The 16721-nt window shown below is 67.5% G+C and carries 14 protein-coding genes; 9 read left to right on the top strand and 5 right to left on the bottom strand.

Annotation, left to right across the window (positions count from 1 at the left end; genetic code table 11):
- Positions 1–74 precede the first annotated feature (74 nt).
- The 4 genes from nth to ACFYO1_RS40820 are packed head-to-tail and all read left to right on the top strand — an operon-like array spanning position 75 to position 3440.
- On the top strand, positions 75–908 hold the full coding sequence (nth, locus tag ACFYO1_RS40835; RefSeq protein ID WP_387244021.1) for an endonuclease III: 834 nt from the start codon (positions 75–77) through the stop codon (positions 906–908).
- Positions 905–1537, top strand: a complete 633-nt coding sequence (locus ACFYO1_RS40830) for a TlpA family protein disulfide reductase (RefSeq protein WP_387244018.1) — start codon at positions 905–907, stop codon at positions 1535–1537. The genes nth and ACFYO1_RS40830 overlap by 4 nt, the downstream gene beginning before the upstream one ends.
- Positions 1534–2250, top strand: a complete 717-nt coding sequence (locus ACFYO1_RS40825; protein WP_387244015.1) for an NUDIX hydrolase — start codon at positions 1534–1536, stop codon at positions 2248–2250. The genes ACFYO1_RS40830 and ACFYO1_RS40825 overlap by 4 nt, the downstream gene beginning before the upstream one ends.
- Positions 2247–3440 (top strand): MarP family serine protease, encoded by a 1194-nt coding sequence (locus ACFYO1_RS40820; protein WP_387244012.1) that lies wholly within the window; start codon positions 2247–2249, stop codon positions 3438–3440. The genes ACFYO1_RS40825 and ACFYO1_RS40820 overlap by 4 nt, the downstream gene beginning before the upstream one ends.
- 67 nt (positions 3441–3507) lie before the next feature.
- Here ACFYO1_RS40820 and ACFYO1_RS40815 read toward each other — a convergent pair whose 3' ends face one another.
- From ACFYO1_RS40815 to acs, 4 genes are all read right to left on the bottom strand, one after another.
- Positions 3508–4443 (bottom strand): alpha/beta fold hydrolase, encoded by a 936-nt coding sequence (locus ACFYO1_RS40815; protein WP_387244009.1) that lies wholly within the window; start codon positions 4441–4443, stop codon positions 3508–3510.
- A 46-nt stretch (positions 4444–4489) separates the two neighbouring features.
- On the bottom strand, positions 4490–4996 hold the full coding sequence (locus tag ACFYO1_RS40810; RefSeq protein ID WP_387244006.1) for a phage holin family protein: 507 nt from the start codon (positions 4994–4996) through the stop codon (positions 4490–4492).
- Entirely contained in the window at positions 4993–6249 is a 1257-nt protein-coding gene (gene nhaA / locus ACFYO1_RS40805; protein ID WP_387244137.1) for a Na+/H+ antiporter NhaA, read from the bottom strand. Before nhaA ends, ACFYO1_RS40810 begins: the two co-directional genes overlap by 4 nt.
- A gap of 180 nt (positions 6250–6429) precedes the next feature.
- The gene (gene acs, locus ACFYO1_RS40800) at positions 6430–8415 is read right to left on the bottom strand and encodes an acetate--CoA ligase (RefSeq protein WP_387244003.1); all 1986 of its coding nucleotides are present in this window, start codon (positions 8413–8415) and stop codon (positions 6430–6432) included.
- A 413-nt stretch (positions 8416–8828) separates the two neighbouring features.
- Here acs and ACFYO1_RS40795 point away from each other — a divergent pair, with 413 nt between their 5' ends.
- The 5 genes from ACFYO1_RS40795 to ACFYO1_RS40775 all read left to right on the top strand — a co-directional run bounded on the left by ACFYO1_RS40795 (position 8829) and on the right by ACFYO1_RS40775 (position 15043).
- Positions 8829–10418, top strand: coding sequence for an ABC transporter substrate-binding protein (locus ACFYO1_RS40795; RefSeq protein WP_387244134.1), 1590 nt, complete (start codon positions 8829–8831; stop codon positions 10416–10418).
- Positions 10419–10480: 62 nt separating this feature from the next.
- On the top strand, positions 10481–11407 hold the full coding sequence (locus ACFYO1_RS40790) for an ABC transporter permease (protein ID WP_387244000.1): 927 nt from the start codon (positions 10481–10483) through the stop codon (positions 11405–11407).
- Positions 11400–12377: an ABC transporter permease gene (locus ACFYO1_RS40785; RefSeq protein ID WP_387243997.1), complete on the top strand. Its 978-nt coding sequence runs from the start codon at positions 11400–11402 to the stop codon at positions 12375–12377. The genes ACFYO1_RS40790 and ACFYO1_RS40785 overlap by 8 nt, the downstream gene beginning before the upstream one ends.
- Positions 12374–14080: a dipeptide ABC transporter ATP-binding protein gene (locus tag ACFYO1_RS40780; RefSeq protein WP_387243994.1), complete on the top strand. Its 1707-nt coding sequence runs from the start codon at positions 12374–12376 to the stop codon at positions 14078–14080. Before ACFYO1_RS40785 ends, ACFYO1_RS40780 begins: the two co-directional genes overlap by 4 nt.
- 216 nt (positions 14081–14296) lie before the next feature.
- A complete protein-coding gene (locus ACFYO1_RS40775) occupies positions 14297–15043 on the top strand; it encodes an oxidoreductase (RefSeq protein ID WP_387243992.1) in 747 nt (248 codons plus the stop codon).
- Between the two features lie 502 nt (positions 15044–15545).
- Here the strand turns inward: ACFYO1_RS40775 and ACFYO1_RS40770 are convergent.
- Positions 15546–16352 carry an HAD-IB family hydrolase gene (locus tag ACFYO1_RS40770; RefSeq protein ID WP_387243989.1) on the bottom strand — a complete coding sequence of 269 codons (807 nt, stop codon included), beginning with the start codon at positions 16350–16352 and terminating at the stop codon, positions 15546–15548.
- Between the last annotated feature and the right edge of the window lie 369 nt (positions 16353–16721).

Below are 16721 nucleotides of genomic sequence, written 5' to 3'. Positions count from 1 at the left end.
GTCTAGGTCTCAGATGGAACACGGCAACCGAACTGGACGGGCAACGTTCGCCGATGGTTCCGTATGGTGGACGGGTGCGTGTCACCCCCTCCACAGCCGCCGGGAACGGGCGTGCCCCCGCCCCCGAGGCGACCGATGCGCAACCAGCTCCGGTCGCCGCTCCGAAACGGAAATCCCGCGCGCGACAGGCGGAAACTCAACTAGGACTGGTGCGCCGAGCCCGCCGGATGAATCGCATTCTGGCCGACGCATTCCCGGACGCGCATTGTGAGCTGGACTTCACCACGCCGCTCGAATTGGCGGTCGCGACAATACTTTCCGCGCAGTCCACGGATGTGCGGGTGAATCTCACCACGCCCGCCCTGTTCGCCAAGTATCCCGACGCCCGCGCCTACGCCGAGGCGAACCGCGCCGAGCTGGAGGAATACATCCGCTCGACCGGTTTCTTCCGGAACAAGGCCAACTCGCTGATCGGTCTCGGCCAGGCGCTGCTCGAACACCACGACGGTGAATTGCCTCACACCATGGACGAACTCGTGCAGTTGCCCGGGATCGGCCGCAAGACCGCCAACGTCATTCTCGGCAACGCGTTCGGCGTGCCCGGCATCACCGTGGACACGCATTTCGGCCGGCTGGTCCGGCGCTGGAACTGGACCACCGAGGAAGACCCGGTGAAGGTCGAGCACATCATCGGCGAGCTGATCGAGCGCAAAGACTGGACGATGCTCTCGCACCGGGTGATCTTCCACGGCCGTCGGGTGTGTCACGCGCGCAAGCCGGCCTGCGGGGTCTGCGTGCTGGCCAAGGACTGTCCGTCGTTCGGGGCCGGTCCGACCGATTCGGACGTCGCCGCCGAGCTGGTGAAGGGTCCGGAGCGGGAGCATCTGCTCGAGCTGGTGGGCCGGTGAGACAACTCCCGGTCGCCTGGCGATGGGCGCTGGCGGGATTGATCGCGGTGATCGCGCTGGCGGCCGCCCTGTGGCCGCGCGGCCGCGACACCGCAGCGGACAACCGGCAGGAGGCGCACGCGAGCGCCGGGGTATCCGAGCAGCAACGCGCCGCCGCGGACCTCGCGGCGTGCCCTCGGCCCTCGGCGGGCACCGCGGGCTCGGGTCCGCTGGCCGGCCTGACGGTCGAGTGCCTGGCCGACGGCGGTTCGGTCGACCTGGCCGCCGCGCTCGCGGGTAAGCCCGCGCTGCTGAACCTCTGGGCGTACTGGTGCGGGCCGTGTGCGCAAGAATTGCCGTATTTGCAGCAGTTCGCCCAGCGCGCCGGAAACGCGATTACCGTGCTGACCGTGCACAGCGACCCCGATACGGCCAAGGCGATTTCACGGCTGACTGGACTGAACGTGAAACTGCCCGGCGTGCTCGATGCCGCCGCGCGGGTGCGCTCGGCCGTCGGCGCCCCCGCCGTGCTGCCGATCTCGGTGCTGCTGCGCGCTGATGGTTCGGTCGCGCGGGTCGAGGTGCGCGCGTTCACCGGGGTGGACGACATCGCGAACGCGGTCGACCGGGAGCTCGGGGTGGCCGCGTGAGCATCCCGGTGCCCCAAGACGTTCCGAAGTGGCTGAGCAAGGCCACCGAACCCGCGTCGGACAGCTCGGACACGCTTACGCTGGCGCGCACCCTGCGCCGCGCGATGTCCATCACATCGACGCCCCGGCAGGCGGCGGTGCTGGTGCTGTTCGGCGGCGCACCCGAACCCGATTCGAACGCGCCGGGCGGTCTGCCCGCAGACGCGGAGGTGCTGCTGACCCAGCGCGCCGCCACGCTGCGGCAGCATCGCGGTCAGGTCGCGTTTCCCGGCGGCGCGGTGGATCCCGGTGACACCGGGCCGATCGACACCGCGCTGCGCGAGGCGTGCGAGGAGACCGGACTGGACCGGTCCGGCGTGGAACCCCTTGCGCTACTGCCGAAGTTGTTCGTGCCGCCGTCGCGTTTCGATGTGACCCCGGTGGTCGCCTACTGGCGCACGCCGAGCGAGGTCCGCGTGGTCGACCGGAGCGAAACCGAACGGGTGGTGCGGGTGCCGCTGGCCGATCTGCTCGACCCGGCGAACCGCTTCCTGGTCCGCAGCGGTCTCGGCTACCAGAGCCCCGCCTTCCAGGTGGACGGCATGCTGGTCTGGGGCCTGACCGGTGGCATACTCGCTGGCATCGTCAAAGCCGCTGGCTGGGAACAGGATTGGGACCACAGGGACGTGCGTGACCTAGAGACCGCCCTCGCCGACGTCGGTATGACGTTATGAGCACGTCGGCCTGGCTCGATATCGCGGTGGTGCTGCTCGCGCTGCTGGCCGCCTCCTCCGGATGGCGGCAGGGCGCGGTCGCGTCCGCTCTCGCGTTTCTCGGCGTGGTGCTGGGCGCGGTGGCCGGCATCCTGATCGCGCCGCACATCCTGATCCACGTCGACGAGGGCCGCGCCCGGGTGCTCACCGGCGTGCTGCTGATCGTGCTGCTGGTGATCATCGGCGAGGTCGCGGGCATGGTGCTCGGCCGGGCCGCGCGCGGCGGCATGCGGCATCCGTTCACCCGCAGCGTGGACAGCGTGGTCGGCGCGGTGCTGCAGGCGGTGGCCGTGCTGGTCACCGCGTGGCTGCTCGCGCTGCCGCTGGCCACCTCGTCGCAGCCGTCGATCGCCACCGCGATCAACGGCTCCCGGGTGCTCACCGACGTCAACGACGTCGCGCCGAACTGGTTGCGCCGCCTGCCCAACGAGTTCTCCAAGCTGCTCAACACCTCCGGCCTGCCGGACGTCATCGGCCCGTTCGGCCGCGCCCCGATCGCGGCCGTCGAGCCGCCCGATCCGAGCGTGTTGTCGAGTCCGGTCGCGGCATCGCTGCAGAGCAGCGTGCTGCGCATCCGCGGCGTCGCGCCGAGTTGCCAGCGCGCGCTGGAGGGTTCGGGTTTCGTCATCGCGCCCGAGCGGATCATGACCAACGCGCACGTGGTCGCCGGCACCACCAGCATCCAGGTGGACACCTCCAGTGGTCCGCTGGACGCGACCGTGGTGCTGTTCAATCCGTCGGTCGACGTCGCGGTGCTGGCGGTGCCCGGGTTGACCGCCGCACCGATCCCGCAGGCGCCCACCGCGGCGCGTTCGGGTGACAGCGCGATCGTGCTCGGCTACCCCGGCGGCGGGCGATACACCGCCAGCGCGGCACGAGTGCGGGAAACGCTGGACCTGACCGGTCCGAACATCTATCGCGACGGCACGGTGGAGCGCGAGGTCTACACCGTCCGCGGTGCGGTACGCGCGGGCAATTCCGGTGGGCCACTGGTGGACACGGAGGGTGAGGTCCTCGGCGTCGTCTTCGGTGCCGCGGTCACCGACGATGACACCGGCTACGTGCTCACCCTCGCCGAGGTCCGCGCTCAACTCGACGCCGCGTCCGGCTCCACCGTCCCCGTCGGCACCGGCGCCTGCGTCCTCAGCTGACCCAGACCCAACCGACCGAAGGCGCCCTTCACCCCGGCAGACGGGCCGGAGGGCGCCTTCGGTCGGGTCAGTTCAGGAGTTTGGCCAATTCGGCGGTGACCAGGTGCGGGTTTTCCTGGTGGGCATAATGACCGGCGGCGGGGATGGTGGTGAGTCGGCGGTCGGGTGAAAGGTGTTGTCCGCGACGAAAGGTGCTGGGCAGGATGTAGGGGTCCAGCTCGCCGCGCATGGCGAGGACGGGGATTCGGATCGGGTCGCGCATGGTGGCCATGAAGCGGCGGCCGTCCGGCCGCCACTGGCTACGGAAGGCCCAGCGCTGATACTCCAGCGCACAGTGCGCGGCGCCGGGAATCTGGATGGCCGAGCGCATGCGGCGCGCGGTGTCGACGAATTCGGTGGTACCGGACCAGGATCCGCTCACCCGCCGGCGCAGCATCCGTTCGACCTCGAAACCGTCGCCGGTGGTCAGCAGCCGTTCGCCGTAGCGGGGCAGCTGGTAGCGCAGGAAGTTGGGCAGCCAGGTCGCGCGCTGCCTCCGATTGCGCAGCACCGCGCTCTTGAGCGCCGCCGGATGCGGTGAACCCACCACCGCGATGGACCGGACCAGTCGCGGATGCAGCACCGCGGTCGCCCAGCAGACCAGGCCGCCTTCGGCGTGCCCGACCAGGGTCGCGTCGGTGTAGCCGAGTGCGCGGATGAGCCCGGCGATATCGCCGGCCAGGGTCCAGCCGTCGTAGCCGCGCGGTGGTTTGTCGCTGTCGCCGTAGCCGCGCAGGTCGACGGCCACCGCGCGGTAGCCGAGATCGGCGAGCCCGGTCAGCTGGTGCCGCCAGGACCACCAGAAGTCGGCGAAGCCGTGCAACAGCACGACCAGCGGGGCGTCGGTGCGCTCGGGCGCGGCATCGACGACATGGAATCGGATGCCGTTGGCATGAACGTCCCGATGCGCCCAGGGCCCGTCGAAACGGACACTGGACGGATCCGGAATATGGTGCAACGACACGCCGAGGCAGCCTAGTAGTTCGGGGTATCCGCGCGCGAGCGTGCGGTTACGAAGCGGGTTTTTCCAGCGAGCGGGGCTCTTCATGGGCGCCGGCGCCGAGCCCGTGCGGCAGCACCGCGCGAGCCTGCTTGAGCGAGTCGATCGTCTTCTCCGGCGCGCGCAGCTTCTTCACCCGCAGATAGCCGAGCAAGGCGAGCAGCGCGGTCGCGACGATCATCAGCAGGAACACGATCAGGAACGCGGCCCAGCGGGCCAGCCACACATCCAGCAGTTCGCCGAGGAAGAAGAAAAAGAAGAACGTGCTGAACAGCAGGACGGTCAGCGCGAGGATGAAATAGACGCTGCCCTGCAGTCCCTTCTTGATCTCGCCGGTGACCTCCGCCTTGGCCAGCGCGACCTCGGCGCGGACCAACGTGGACATCTGCTCGGTGGCGTCGCGCACCAGCGTGCCGAAGCTGGCGCTACCGCTGGGATTGGCGTCGGACAAGGGAATGGAGGTCACCGTACGACCGCGCTGTGCGTCGTTCCCGTTACCGCCGTTTGTGAAACTCACTTGGTAGACCCTTCTCCCTGTCCAGGCACTGCTGCATCCTCTTCTCGTTGTAGCGCACGAGCGTCCCGCCGCGCCTGGTGGACACGCCCACGCCGCAACAGTAGCGCCGAACCGGCGAGCGACGCCGCCATTGATGTCACCAACACAGCCGCCTTCGCCAATTCGACCGCGGACCCGTCGTCGACGTCGGCCAGCGCGAGTTCTGCCACCAGAAGGCTAACGGTGAACCCGATCGCGCCGAGCACCGACAGGGCGAACATGTCCCGATAGCCCAGTCCGGCCGGGCGCTTGGCCACGCCGAACCGGATTGCGAGCCAGCTGATCCCGAAGATTCCGGCGGTCTTGCCGAGCAGTAACCCGAGAATGATGGCCAGCGCCAGCCTGTCGCTGAACAACTCGCCGAACACCTTGCCGTCCAACGGAACTCCGGAGGCGAACAACGCGAACAGCGGCACGCACAGCCCGGCCGAGATCGGCTGGATCAGATGCTCCAGCCGGGTGGCGGGCGCCTCGTCTTCACCGGGGTCTGTTCGCACCCGGGTGAGCAAGCCGAGCGCCACCCCGGCCAGTGTCGGATGGATGCCCGCCTCGTGCAGCGCGTACCAGGCCACCAGCGCCAGCGGAAGATAGAGCCACGGCGTGCTGATCCGTTTGTGCTGGGCCAGCGCCCAAGCTGCGAAGCAGGCCGCAGCAGCGAGCAGCCACAGCAACGCCAGGGTCGTGGTGAACAGAACGGCGATCAGAATGATGGCCATCAGGTCGTCCACCACGGCGAGGCTGAGCAGGAACACCCGCGCGCTCGCCGGGATGCGCGAACCGGTCATGGCCAGCACGGCCAGCGCGAACGCGATATCGGTGGCAACCGGAATGGCCCAGCCGCGATCCATCCCCGGCACGCCCAGTCCGACCACCAGGGCGATCAGGGCCGGCGTGACCACGCCGCCGGTCGCGGCGATGATCGGCAGTGCGGCGCGTTTCGGATCGGCCAGTTCGCCCACGACGAGTTCGCGTTTGAGCTCCAGTCCGGCGACGAAGAAGAAGACGGCGAGCAGGCCGTCCGCGGTCCACTCGGCCAGGGTGAGGTCCAGGTGCAGCGGTGCGATGGCGAGCGTCGTCTGGGTCATCGTCGTATAGCTGTCGCCCCAGGGGGAGTTCACCCACAGCAACGCCGCGGCGGCCGCGATGAGCAGGATTGCGCCGCCGACGGTCTCGGTGCGGAGATAGCGGGACAGTTCCGAGCGCACTTGCGTGATCACGGGGAACCTTTCGGCAGGGTCGGTCAACGCTGCGACCACGCCATCCGCCGAGTCGGCTGTCAGGTACGCGACCGCATGCCGACCAGACTTCCCGGCACACCTTACGCAATCCTAACGGGTAGGGCCGGTGACGAATCACGCCACCGGCCCTACCATGCCGTGCCTATCGGTTCGGGGTTACGCCTTGGTCGCCCGGATCGCCTCGAAGACGTTGGGGTCGACCAGCGTCGAGGTGTCGCCGAGTTCCCGGCCCTCGGCCACGTCGCGCAGCAACCGGCGCATGATCTTGCCGCTGCGGGTCTTGGGCAGCTCGGGCACCACGTGGATCTCCCGCGGCCGCGCGATCGGGCTGATCGCGCGCGACACCTCGGCCTTCAGCTCGGTCACCAGCTCCGTGCCGGTGTCCTTGGTCTCCGCGGTCAGGATGACGAACGCGACGATGCCCTGGCCTGTGGTCTCGTCACTGGCCCCGACCACGGCGGCCTCCGCGACGCCGGAGTGCCCGACCAGCGCCGACTCCACCTCGGCGGTGGAGATCCGGTGGCCGGACACGTTCATCACGTCGTCCACCCGGCCGAGCACCCACAGGTCGCCGTCGGCGTCGAGCTTCGCGCCGTCGCCGGCGAAGTACCAGCCCTGCTCGGCATAGCGCTCCCAGTAGGTGGCCCGGTAGCGCTCCATGTCGCCCCAGATTCCGCGCAGCATCGACGGCCACGGCTGGTCGAGCACCAGGTAGCCAACGACGCCGGAGCTTGCTGCGTCGTCCGGCGAGCCGGCCTCGGTTTGCGCTATCTCGAGCGGCTTGCCCTCCTCGTCGACCACCTTCGCCGAGATGCCGGGCAGCGGGGCCATCGCCGCGCCGGGTTTGGTCGCGGTGACGCCGGGCAGCGGGGAGATCATGATCGCGCCGGTCTCGGTCTGCCACCAGGTGTCCACGATCGGGGTGCGGTTGCCGCCGATGACCTCCCGGTACCAGCGCCAGGCCTCCGGATTGATCGGCTCGCCGACGCTGCCAAGCAGCCGGATGCTGGACAGATCGTGTGCGGCCGGAATCTCGCGGCCCCACTTCATGAACGTGCGCACCAGCGTCGGCGCGATGTAATAGATGCTGACGCCGTACTTTTCGATGATCTGGAAGTGCCGGTGCTCGTCGGGCGAGTTCGGGGTGCCCTCGTAGACCACCTGCGTGGTGCGGTTGGCCAGCGGCCCGTACACGATGTAGCTGTGCCCGGTGACCCAGCCGATGTCCGCGGTGCACCAGTAAACGTCCTGTCCCGCTTTGTGATCGAAGACGTTGTGATGCGTGTAGGACGTTTGGGTCAGGTAGCCGCCGGTGGTGTGCAGGATGCCCTTGGGCTTTCCGGTGGTGCCGGAGGTGTAGAGGATGAACAGCGGATGTTCGGCATCGAACGCCTGCGCCTCGTGCTCCGGGGAAGCCTGCGCGACCGTCTCGTGCCACCACAGGTCGCGGCCGTCGGTCCACGGCACCTCGATCTCGGTGCGGCGCACCACGAGCACGTGCTCGACGGAATGCGGCACATCGCCGTTCGCGAACAGCGCCTCGTCCACCGCCTCCTTGAGCGGGGCGGACTTGCCGCGCCGCCACTGCCCGTCGGTGGTGATGATCAGCCGGGCGCTCGCGTCGTCGACGCGCTGCCGCAGCGCGGTGGGGGAGAAGCCGGCGAACACCACCGAGTGGGTGAGCCCCAGCCGGGCGCAGGCGAGCATCGACACGATGGCCTCGGGCACCATCGGCATGTAGATGGCGACGCGGTCGCCGGCTTCGAGACCGAGCTCGGTGAAGTAGTTCGCGGCGCGGCTGACTTCGGCCAGCAGTTCGCGGTAGGTGATCGCGCGGGAATCGCCCGGCTCGCCCTCCCAGTGGATGGCGACCTGGTCGCCGTGCCCGTCCAGCACATGCCGGTCGACGCAGTTGTAGGCGACATTCAGCTTGCCGCCGGTGAACCACTTGGCCACCGGTGCGTCGCTCCAGTCCAGCACCTGGGTCCACGGCTGATGCCAGTGCAACCGACTCGCCTGCTCGGCCCAGAACGCGTCGCGATCGGCCGCCGCCTGCTCGTAGAGAGCGGCGCCGGCGTTGGCCGCCGCGGCGAACTCCGCGCTCGGCGCGTACGAGTCCCTGTGGTCGGCGGTTTCGGTCATCTCGTTTCTTCTTTCCACGTAGCCTGAGCACACGATTCAAACGCAGCACGTTCGACAGTAATCAACTGTGACCTACGCCGCGTCCGGTCCGTTCACCGGGTTTCGGTCTCGACACGCCGTCGCGTAATCCGCAACGGAAGGGTCGGCCCCGGAGACACCGGACGGTCTCTACAGAGGCAATGTTCCGGCCGTTAGGTCATATTTGTGCGATGTTTTTCGTGTTTCGGGCATGTTGCCGGATTGGTAACAAGTGGAACGAACCTTGGTCAATCCGATGACAAGCCCGGCTCTGGTGGATAATCTGCGAGGCACCCAAGGCGGATTGTGCCGGCATGCGCCTGGTGACCTCATGCGCGTGCCAAGGATTCCGCCCTTCTCGAAATCGGGAGAACGCGTTGAGATTCAACAGAGCAATGGCGCTGACTGCGGCAGCACTGCTGGCTACGAGCCTCGGACTGTCGGCATGCTCGTCGGACGACAGTGCCGACGCGAGCATCGTCACCACGAACGGTGGTGAGCCGCAGAACCCGTTGGTACCCACCAACACCAACGAGAACATGGGCGGGCGTGTTGTCGACCGGTTGTTCGCCGGCCTGAAATATTACGACGGCAACGGTGTCGCGCACGATGAGTTGGCGCAGAAGATCGAGACGACGGACCGGAAGAACTACAAGATCACCCTCAAGCCGGATTGGAAGTTCTCCGACGGCTCGGCGGTGACCGCGAAGTCCTTCGTCGACGCCTGGAACTACGGCGCTCTCGGCACCAATGCTCAGTTGCAGAGCTACGCGTTCACCCCGATTGTCGGGTTCGACGACGTGTCGGCGGAAAAGCCGAAGGCACAGACGATGTCGGGCCTGAAGGTGATCGACGACAAGACCTTCACCGTCGAGCTCAAGTCGCCGTCGATCGACTTCGAGACCGAGCTCGGCTACGCGCCGTTCTACCCGCTGCCCGAGGCCGCGTACAAGGACATGAAGGCGTTCGGCGAGAACCCGATCGGCAACGGCCCGTACAAGTTCGCGAGCAACGGCGCCTGGCAGCACAACGTGCAGATCGACCTGGTGCCGAACCCCGACTACAAGGGTGGCCGCCCGCCGAAGAACAAGGGTCTGCGGTTCGTGATGTACCAGTCCTTCGACACCGCCTACGCCGATCTGCTCGCCGGCAATCTCGACACGCTCGACACCGTGCCGGACAGCGCGCTGGCGTCCTACAAGAAGGACCTCGGCGACCGCGCGATCACCAAGCCGACCGCGCAGAACCAGCACATCGGCATCCAGGCCAACGTTCCGCACTTCTCCGGTGAGGAAGGCGTGTTGCGCCGCAAGGCCCTGTCCATGGCGATCAACCGCGAGCAGATCTGCGAGAACATCTTCCACGGTTCGCGCAAGCCCGCCCGTGACTTCACCTCGGCCTCGCTGCCCGGCTTCGACGGGAACCTGCCCGGCTCCGAGGCGCTGAACTACAACCCCGAAGAGGCCAAGAAGGTGTGGGCCCAGGCCAACGCCATCTCCCCGTGGTCGGGTCGCTACGAGATCGCCTACAACTCCGACGGCGGCCACCAGGCCTGGATCGAGGCGGTGGCCAACAGCATCAAGAACACCCTCGGTATCGAGGCCATCGGCGCCCCGTACCCGACGTTCAAAAACATCCGCGACGAGGTCAACGCCAAGAGCATCGGCAAGGCCTTCCGCTACGGCTGGCAGGGTGACTACCCGACCATGCTCCAGTTCCTGACCTCGCAGTACTACAGCTACTCCGAGACCAACAACGTCGACTGGAACAACAAGGAGTTCGACAAGCTGCTCGACGCCGCGCTCGCCGCGCCGACGCAGGCGGAGTCCTACAAGCTGGTCGCGCAGGCGCAGACTCTGATGCTCAAGGAAATGGCCGACATCCCGGTGCTCGACTACATCGCCGACGCCGGTCGTTCGGACAAGGTGAAGAAGGCCGAGCTGGCCTGGAACGGTCTGTTCGACTTCGAGAACATCGAGAAGTAGCCGCTGATCGAGCCGCGCCGCCCTCGGGCAGCGCGGCTCGTCACTGAACCCAGGAGGCGTAAATGGCCTGGTATATCGTGCGGCGTCTGCTTCAAATGATCCCCGTGTTCCTCGGGGCGACGTTGCTCATCTATGCCTTGGTATTCCTCATTCCCGGCGACCCGATTCAGGCGCTCGCCGGCGACAAACCGATGACTCCGGCGGTGGAAGCCCAGCTCCGCGCTCGGTACCACCTCGACCAGCCCTTCTTCGTGCAGTACCTGCTGTATCTGAAGGGCATCGTCACGTTCGACTTCGGCACCGCCTTCTCCGGCAGGCCGGTGCGCGACGAGCTGGCGCGGGCCTTCCCGATCACCATCAAACTCGCCGCCATGGCGGTGTGCATCGAGGCCGTGTTCGGCATCATCTTCGGCTTGGTGGCCGGGCTGCGCAAGGGCAAGCTGTTCGACTCGACGATGCTGGTCGTCAGCCTGATCGTGATCGCGGTCCCGATCTTCGTCGTCGGCTTCCTCGCGCAGTACCTGCTCGGGGTGAAGTGGGGGATCGCACCGGTGACCGTGACCGGCAAGGCGAGTTTTACCGAATTGCTGGTCCCCGCTTTCGTTCTCGGCTCGTTGTCGTTCGCCTATGTGCTGCGGCTGACCCGGAACTCGGTGGCAGAGAACATGTCCGCCGACTTCGTCCGCACCGCGACCGCCAAGGGGCTGAGCAGGCCCCGGGTGGTGACCGTGCATATCCTGCGTAACTCGATGATCCCGGTGATCACCTTCCTCGGCGCCGAACTCGGCTCGCTGATGGGTGGTGCCATCGTCACCGAGGGCATCTTCAACATCCCCGGCGTCGGCGGCACGCTGTACCAGGCGATCACCCGCGGCGAACCGCCGACGGTGGTCTCGTTCGTGACCGTGCTGATCATCATCTTCCTGGTCTCGAACCTGGTCGTCGACCTCCTCTACGCCGCCCTCGACCCGAGGATCCGCTATGCCTGACCTCGACAAAGGAAAAGGAATCGACCTCGCGGAGAGCGCGGCTCGCGGCAGGCAGACCTACTTCGTGGCACCGCCCGACGAGGTCGAGGTGCTCGCCACCGACATGGTCGTCGACGCCGGCTCGCCGACCAGTATCTGGCAGGACGCATGGCGACAACTGCGACGCAACCCGATCTTCATCGTCGCCATGCTGATGATCGTGTTCGTGCTCGTTGTCGTCATCTGGCCCGGCCTGTTCACCAGCCAGGATCCGCGCTACTGCAACGGCGACTTCAGCATGGATCCGCGCGGTCCCGGTCATCCGTTCGGTTTCGACAAGCAGGGCTGCGACATCTACGCCCGGACCGTGTACGGCGCGCGGGCGTCGGTGATGGCCGGCGTCGGGTCGACCATCCTCTTCGTGCTGATCGGCGGCACCCTCGGCGCGCTGGCCGGTTTCTACGGGGGGCTGCTCGACTCGATCGTGTCGCGCGTCGCCGAGATCTTCTACGCGATCCCGCTGATGCTGGCCGCGATCGTGATCATGCAGCTGCTCGATTCGCGGACCATCTGGACCGTGATCATCATCCTGTCCGGGTTCACCTGGCCGCAGGCCGCCCGGATCGCGCGCAGCGCGGTGATCCAGTCGAAGAACAGCGACTACGTCACGGCGGCAAAGGCATTGGGCGTATCCCGAATACGCACGCTGATCCGCCACGTGCTGCCGAACGCGGCGGGGCCGCTGATCGTGGTCACCACGATCTGGCTCGGCGTCTTCATCGTCACCGAGGCCACGCTGTCCTACCTCGGCGTCGGGTTGCCGCGCACGATCGTGTCGTGGGGTGCCGATATCGCCTCGGGGCAGAAGGAGATTCGCACCTCCGCGATCCTGTTCTATCCGGCGACCGCCTTGGCGCTCACCGTGCTGAGCTTCATCATGCTGGGCGACGCGGTGCGTGACGCCCTCGATCCGAAGGCGAGGAAGCGATGAGCGAATTCCGCAGCGCGCAGTCGCCACTGCTCGAAATCAAGGACCTGAACGTCTGTTTCACCTCCGACGGCAAGAAGGTGCCCGCCGTCCGTGACGTGAATCTGTCGGTGTACCCGGGCCAGACCGTCGCGATCGTCGGCGAGTCCGGGTCGGGCAAGTCCACTACCGCGCACGCGATCATCGATCTGCTGCCCGGCACCGGACAGGTCACCTCCGGCAGCATCATGTTCGACGGCAAGGATTTGGCGAAGGCGTCCAAGAAGGACGTCGTCGCGGTGCGCGGCAGCGGGATCGGACTGGTGCCCCAGGACCCGATGTCCAACCTGAACCCGGTGTGGAAGATCGGCTTCCAGATCCGGGAGACGTTGGAGGCCAACGGGATCGCCAAGGGCAAGGCGGCCAAGCAACGCGCCATCGAGCTGTTGCACGAGGCGGGCATGTCCGACGGCGAGCGGCGGGTGAACCAGTACCCGCACGAGTTCTCCGGCGGTATGCGCCAGCGCGCGCTGATCGCCATCGGATTGGCCTGCCGTCCTAAGCTGCTGATCGCGGACGAGCCGACGTCGGCGCTGGATGTCACCGTGCAGCGGCAGATCCTCGACCACCTCGACGGCCTGACCAACGAGCTCGGCACCGCGGTGCTGCTGATCACCCACGACCTCGGTCTCGCCGCCGAACGCGCGGAGCATCTGGTCGTGATGTATCGCGGCCGCGTGGTGGAATCCGGTCCGGCACTGCAGATTCTGCGCGAACCGCAGCACCTGTACACCAAGCGGCTGGTGAACTCGGCGCCCTCGCTCGCCTCGCAGCGACTGTCCTCGGTGAAGCAGCGCATCGAGATTCGCGAGCAGGCGGTGCAGGTGGCCGAGCAGATCGCGGCCGCCGACACCGAGCTGGCCAACGCCCCGGATGACGTCGTGGTGGTCGACAACCTCACCAAGAAGTTCAAGATCCGCGGCAGTGCGCCCTGGAAATCGACCGACTTCGTTGCGGTGCAAGATGTTTCGTTCCGGCTGCGGCGCGGCACCACGACCGCCATCGTCGGCGAATCGGGTTCCGGCAAATCGACTGTCGCGCAGATGATCCTGGGCCTGCTCGAGCCGACCTCGGGTAAGGTCGTGTTCGACGGCCAGGAAGTGGCCAAGCTGGACAGCAAGAGCGCCTTCGCGTTCCGGCGCCGGGTGCAGCCGATCTTCCAGGACCCGTACGGCTCGCTGGACCCGATGTACTCGATCTATCGCACCATCGAAGAGCCGTTGCGCACGCACAACATCGGCACGGCGAAGGAGCGCGAGACCACGGTTCGCGAACTGCTGGACAAGGTGTCGCTGCCGTCCACCGTGATGCGGCGGTATCCGAACGAGCTGTCCGGCGGTCAGCGGCAGCGTGTCGCCGTGGCCCGCGCCCTCGCGCTCTCGCCCGAGGTCGTGGTCTGCGACGAGGCGGTCTCCGCGCTCGACGTGCTGGTGCAGGCGCAGATTCTGCGGCTGTTGAACGATCTGCAGGCCGAGCTGGGCCTGTCGTATGTGTTCATCACGCACGACCTGGCGGTGGTGCGGCAGATCGCCGACGACGTGCTGGTCATGCAGACCGGCAAGGTGGTCGAGGCGGCCTCGACCGAGCAGGTCTTCGACAGCCCGCGCGAGGAGTACACGCGCCGGCTGCTGGATGCCATTCCCGGCCGAGATCTGTTGGTGAGCTGAAGAAGTCGGCCTGCCGCGATTGCCGGCACGCTGAAGAATGTGGCGGCCATCCCGACCCCGCCGGGTCCGGATGGCCGCCTCTTTCGTGTTTCCCGGGGTCTTTCGCTGCGCCGCACCGTGATCCGGCGGCTCGGTCGCGCACGGCGGTCTGCCGGGTCGTGAGCAGGGGCAGGGCTGGATCAGGCGTCCGGGCGGGCGCAAGTAGCCTCGTGAATCGTGACCGATCCGCTACAGCCCCTCGTCGATCTGCCCGGCGTCCGCGCCGCCGCCGATCGCGCCCGCGACGCGCTCGCCGAGGTGCACCGGCACCGGGCGAATCGGCGTGGCTGGCCGACCACCGCCGCCGAGGCCGCGGTGCGTGCGGCCCGATCCTCGGCCGCCATCGACGGCGGCAGTACCGAGCTGCCCGCCGACGGGCAGGTCGGCGATCCGATCCTGGCCGGATCGTTGCGGGTCGGACAGGCGCTCGACGGCGACGCACTGCGCAATCTGGTGAGCACCTGGCAGCGCGCGCCCTTGCAGGCACTGGCCCGGCTGCACTTGCTCGCCGCCGCCGACCTGGTGACCGACGAGGAATCGCTCGGCCGCCCGCGGGCGGACGCCGGGGTGGCGCAACGGTTGGATCTGCTGGTGCAGGCGGTGCTCGGGTCGAGCGCGCCGGCACCGGTGATCGCGGCCGTGGTGCACGGGGAGCTGCTCGCGTTGCGACCGTTCGGGACCGCCGACGGCGTGGTGGCGCGGGCGGCGTCGCGGCTGGTGGCGGTGTCGAGTGGGCTGGACCCGCACAGTCTGGGCGTGCCGGAGGTTTTCTGGCTGCGCCGCCGCGCGGCGTATCTGGAGGCCGCGGCGGGCTTCGGCAGCGGTGCGGTGGATGCGGTCGGCAGCTGGGTGATGCTGTGCTGCGGGGCGCTGGAGGACGGCGCCCGGGAGGCCACGTCGATCGCCGATTCGGCGTCGGGATAGGTCCGGACATCAAAACGGGCGGCGTTGTCGTTGCCGACCTCGCCGCCCGCGTAGCACGGACTACCCGGTTACCAAGCGTGCTGAGTGGGTTGTGTTCTTGCGGCCTCGGCGATCATCCGAACTCCGCCGGTTCATCCCCGCAACCTGTGCGAGGCCCTCGCCGACGAAGACCCGGATTTCGCAGGCCCACAACGCTTCTGCCCTTGTCGCGGCGCGCTCCGCGTGGGTGCCTGGTGCCCGTGCTGGGAAGGATGGTTGGGAGACTGAACCTTCTCTTCCGGTCCTGCCTTGGCCTTCCGGCCTTCCGTAGTTACCTTTCTACCCTGTGACGGCCCTCACATCAAGAGGTGGTAAGACATTCTATTTTCGGCGTGTCGATCGGCGTTTCGTGGTTCAATGCCTGGTCGCGAGTTCTTCCGCGTTCCGTCAGCAAATCTCTCGGCAAGCACCCGGCTCTCGCTAGAGCAGGACGGGCCGATGCGTCTCGGGTCGTGGCAAAGACTCAGTTGCGCCGACGCAGCAATCTATAACTGATCGCGCCGGCCAGCAGCGCGCTCAGGCCGACCACCGCGGTCGCGGCAAGGGTGGTGGACGAGGGCGCCTGGAAGCGGGCCCACAGCGACACCGGATTCGAAAAGGTCAGGATCGGCCAGTGTTCGGCGATCGCCTCGCGGCGCAGGTTGCGATCCGGATTGACCGCCGTCGGATGGCCGACCGCGCGCAGCAGCGGCAGATCGGTCACCGAGTCGGAGTACGCGTAACACCGCGCGAGGTCGTATCCCTCACTGGCGGCGAGCTTTTCGATCGCCGCGACCTTGCCCTCCCCGTAGCAGTAGAACTCGACCTCACCGGTGTACTTGCCGTCCTCGACGACCATCCGGGTGGCCGCGGTGTGCGACGCGCCAAGCACCTCGGCGATCGGGCCGACGATCTCCTCGCCCGAGGCGGACACGATCACCACGTCGTGACCCCGGATCTTGTGGTCGGCAATGAGATCGGCCGCCTCGGCGTAGATCAGCGGGTCCACCAGTTCGTGAAGCGTCTCCGCCACAATGGTTTTCACCTGCTCCACGTCCCACCCGGCGCACATGTTCGTGAGATGCGCGCGCATCCGCTCCATTTGGTCGTGATCGGCGCCGGAGAGCATGAACAAGAAGTGGGCGTAGCTGCTTTCGAGCACGTCGCGGCGGTTCAGCAAGCCCTGCGCGTAGAACGGCTTGCTGAACACGAACGTGCTCGATTTCGCGATCACGGTCTTGTCGAGATCGAAGAAGGCGGCGACGCGTCCGTGCGCGGTGGGTGAGTCCACCCGACCAGCATAGGCGTACGCGCGTGTGTGCTCCGGCCGTGCGCGGGGTGCCGGTGTCCCGCGGGAGGAACTGGGGTCGACTGGGGACGGCGCGGCTGTCGATCGGGACGGCCGCCGACGCCGCGTTCGCGACCGCGAGCGGGGAGTTTGCCCCGCCGCCCCGGAGCCGGTAATCGCCGTAAAGTTCTGCCGCGACAGACTTGCGTTGTGGGCGGGGCTTGGGTGTAGTATTGCTGGCACCTGGACATAGTCCAGGCGCGTTCAGCCCGACCCCCCGGGGCTGAACCCGACGGCCCCAGCCTCCTCCCCCCCCGGCTGGGGCCGTCCTCTATTCAGGGGACGGTTCGGATTCCCTCCCGCGGCACTCAA

It is taken from the genome of Nocardia sp. NPDC006044, from assembly GCF_042871115.1.
Lineage (GTDB): Bacteria > Actinomycetota > Actinomycetes > Mycobacteriales > Mycobacteriaceae > Nocardia.
The sequence above is the reverse complement of the archived record's forward strand: the minus strand, read 5'-3'. Positions and strand labels throughout refer to the sequence as shown.